Here is a 2917-nt window from a genome sequence, read left to right on the forward strand (position 1 = left end):
CAGCAAATCCGGACTGGGCAAAAACTCCGGATATCAAATGGAACTTCACAAAGTTTGTAATTGACCGTTCAGGAAATGTAGTTGCCCGCTTTGAGCCAACTACAGTCCCCTCCGCTATCGCAGCAGATATCGAAAAACTGCTGTAAAATACACGCAAAACAAAAGCCACACAGCAATCGCACTGTGTGGCTTTATTTATATGAAATTTTATTCTCTCAGCTTCAGGAATGCCTTGCTGCCGATAAGGAATACGACGACAAGATAAATCATGAGCACGCCGACGGAGAGAAGAGAAACCTCCTGATTCATTGCGATTCCTCTGAGCAGATAGCTCGTATGCGTCAGCGGCAGCAGCTCGATGAACCAGCGGAGCACATCCGGCAGAGTATGTGTCGAGAAGAACGTGCCGCATAAAAAGGACATTGGCAGAAGAACATAGGTGTTGACCTGTCCCATGTGCTCGTATGTCTTGATATACATTGCAGCGGCAAACCCGATTTCGGCAAAGACCGCACAGTTCAGAATCAGCACCAGCAAAAAGAGCGGTGTGATGGAAAAATGCGCGCCGAATGCGTAGGCAAGGCAGATAATAATCGCCGAAGATATGAGTCCGCGAAGCACAGCCGCCAGCGTCTTTCCAATGACAAATGCATGAGGCCATATCGGTGAAGTGAGATATTCCTCAATACTCTTGTGGTAGACCTTTTCCGCGTGTACCTGTATAACACTGTTAAAGCTGATGTTCATTGAGTTCAGCGCCATGATGCCCGGCACAAGAAAGTCCAGATAGGATCCTCCCGTAGCGGTCTGAATGCTTCGTCCAAGGCCCCAGCCAAAAGCTACAAGATAAAGGATAGGAGCGACCATACGGCTCAAAATAAATGCCGTCATGCGATGCTTTAATACCACCCAGTCACGCCAGAATACTGTCCAGATATCACCCAGCATCAGAGTCCCTCCTTTCGTCCGGTCAGTTCGATAAAGACATCCTCAAGATTTGATTTGCGGATGCCGCCCGGAGCGTCAAGCTGTGTCAGGAACTGTCCTGCCTCTTCGCGGGTATTGAAGAGTTTAAATTCCTTATGGGTTCCCTCCGTCCACTCAACGACAAACCGACCGAGCTTAGAGATAAAGCCCTTGGGCGTATCGATCGCCAAAAGCTTGCCTTTGTTCACGATTGCCACACGGTCGCAGAGCTCTTCCGCCTCTTCGATGTAATGTGTCGTGATGAGCACAGTCGTGCCCTTATGCGCAAGCTCACGGATAAGCTCCCATATATGGCGCCGTATCTGCGGGTCAAGCGCTACCGTCGGCTCGTCCATGAAAAGAATGCGCGGATGGTGCATGAGCGCGCGGGCAATCAGGGAGCGGCGTTTCATACCGCCTGACAGATTGCGTACACGGTCATTAATGACTTCTTCGACCCCGACATACTTCAAAAGCTCCGCAATCCGCTCCTCACGTTCTTTGCTGTTCATGTGATAAAGCCGCCCGTGCAGTTCCATGTTTTCCTTGACGGTAAGGTCCATGTCGAAATTGATATTCTGAGGTACGATGCCAAACATCTGCTTGACCTCTCGCACATCCTCATCATCTATGTCGACATGCTTTCCGTCATAAAAAATTTCTCCCGACGTTGGTTTTAAGAGCATCGTGAGCATACGGATCGTCGTGGTCTTGCCCGAACCGTTCGGACCTAAAAGGCCAAAAATTTCTCCGGTCTTTATAGACAGAGACAGATTGTCAACCGCTGTCTTTTCTGCCGTCTGATTTTGTTTATCCTTATACTGAAAAACTTTTGAGAGATTTTTGACCTCTATCATTAACTCATTTTCCTCCAAATATGCAACAGACTATCCTCCGAAAGCTTATCCATGTGGAAATAAGAAGCTTCCAGCTTCTTGGCAAGCTTCTTCACAAGTCCAAGCTTGATAAAGCCGTTCTCCGTATCAATGACAGCGATTGGCAGATTGTGCTTAGCAACACGCGCTGCCTCAAGCATAGCTTCCTCCACAGGGTCGCCGCCCTCTTTGAGCGGAGCCGTAGCACGTCCGTCTGTGATGAAGATTACCACAGGGTCCTGTGTCGGATCCTGTCGATACATCATATCCAAAAGGTCAGCGGTCTTTTCAATGCCCTTTGCAAGCGGTGTTTTCCCGCCTGTAGGCATAGAAGCCAGCTTCTTCTGGGCAAAGTCGACGCTCTTTGTGACAGGCAGAAGAACCTCCGCCTGCTTTTTGCGGAAGGCAATCATACCGACACGGTCGCGTTTCTGATACGCTTCAAGAAGGATCTTCAAAATAACGCCCTTTACCGTCTTCATGCGCTCACGCGCTCCCATGGAACCGCTGGCATCGACGACAAAGAGAAAGATATTTCCCGTGCGTTTTTCGCGAATCTTCGTGCGGATATCCTCTTTATTGATGACAAGAGCGCAGCCGTTTTTCTCACGCCATTTCTGGAATGGTGCTGCCGCGCGGAGCGTTGCGTCAAAAGCAACGTCCGTCACCTTTGAACGTGGCAGTGCCGCGCGGACATAACGGCCCTGCCGCTCATCTGTGCGCGTTGCGCTGCGCTTGCCGGAGCCCTTCTTTTTCTCTCTGCCCTTGACAGGCTCAATCCAGACCGGCGGCAGCGTTACATTCTGGTCAGCTGCATCGACGCGCTCATCATTGCCCGCATTCGGATTTTCCATGTGCTCGCGGTCATCTTTATCCTGTTCATTATTACCCTCATGCTCTTCCGTGTCAATCTTATCGTTTTCGGGAGTCGGGGGCTGTTCAAACATTTCCTGCGGTGGAGGCGGTTCCTTTTTGTTCTGCGGCTCCGGTGCCTGCGTCTCCTGCTGAGTCTGCTGAAAAGGCTCCTCAGCCTGCGGCGGTTCAGGGCGCATACGGTGCGGCAGAACAAACTCCGC

At 50.6% G+C, this 2917-nt stretch carries 3 protein-coding genes; all 3 read right to left on the reverse strand.

Annotated elements, in window-relative coordinates:
- Positions 1-207: 207 nt before the first annotated feature.
- Positions 208-948, reverse strand: coding sequence for an ABC transporter permease (locus ACY69O_RS05790; protein ID WP_462332517.1), 741 nt, complete (start codon positions 946-948; stop codon positions 208-210).
- Positions 948-1823: an ABC transporter ATP-binding protein gene (locus tag ACY69O_RS05795; protein ID WP_462332518.1), complete on the reverse strand. Its 876-nt coding sequence runs from the start codon at positions 1821-1823 to the stop codon at positions 948-950. Before ACY69O_RS05795 ends, ACY69O_RS05790 begins: the two co-directional genes overlap by 1 nt.
- Positions 1823-2917 (reverse strand): VWA domain-containing protein (locus ACY69O_RS05800; RefSeq protein WP_462332519.1); only part of this gene is annotated, 1095 nt, incomplete at its 5' end. The genes ACY69O_RS05795 and ACY69O_RS05800, both read right to left, overlap by 1 nt.

The sequence above is a fragment of the Schwartzia sp. (in: firmicutes) genome, from assembly GCF_978017985.1.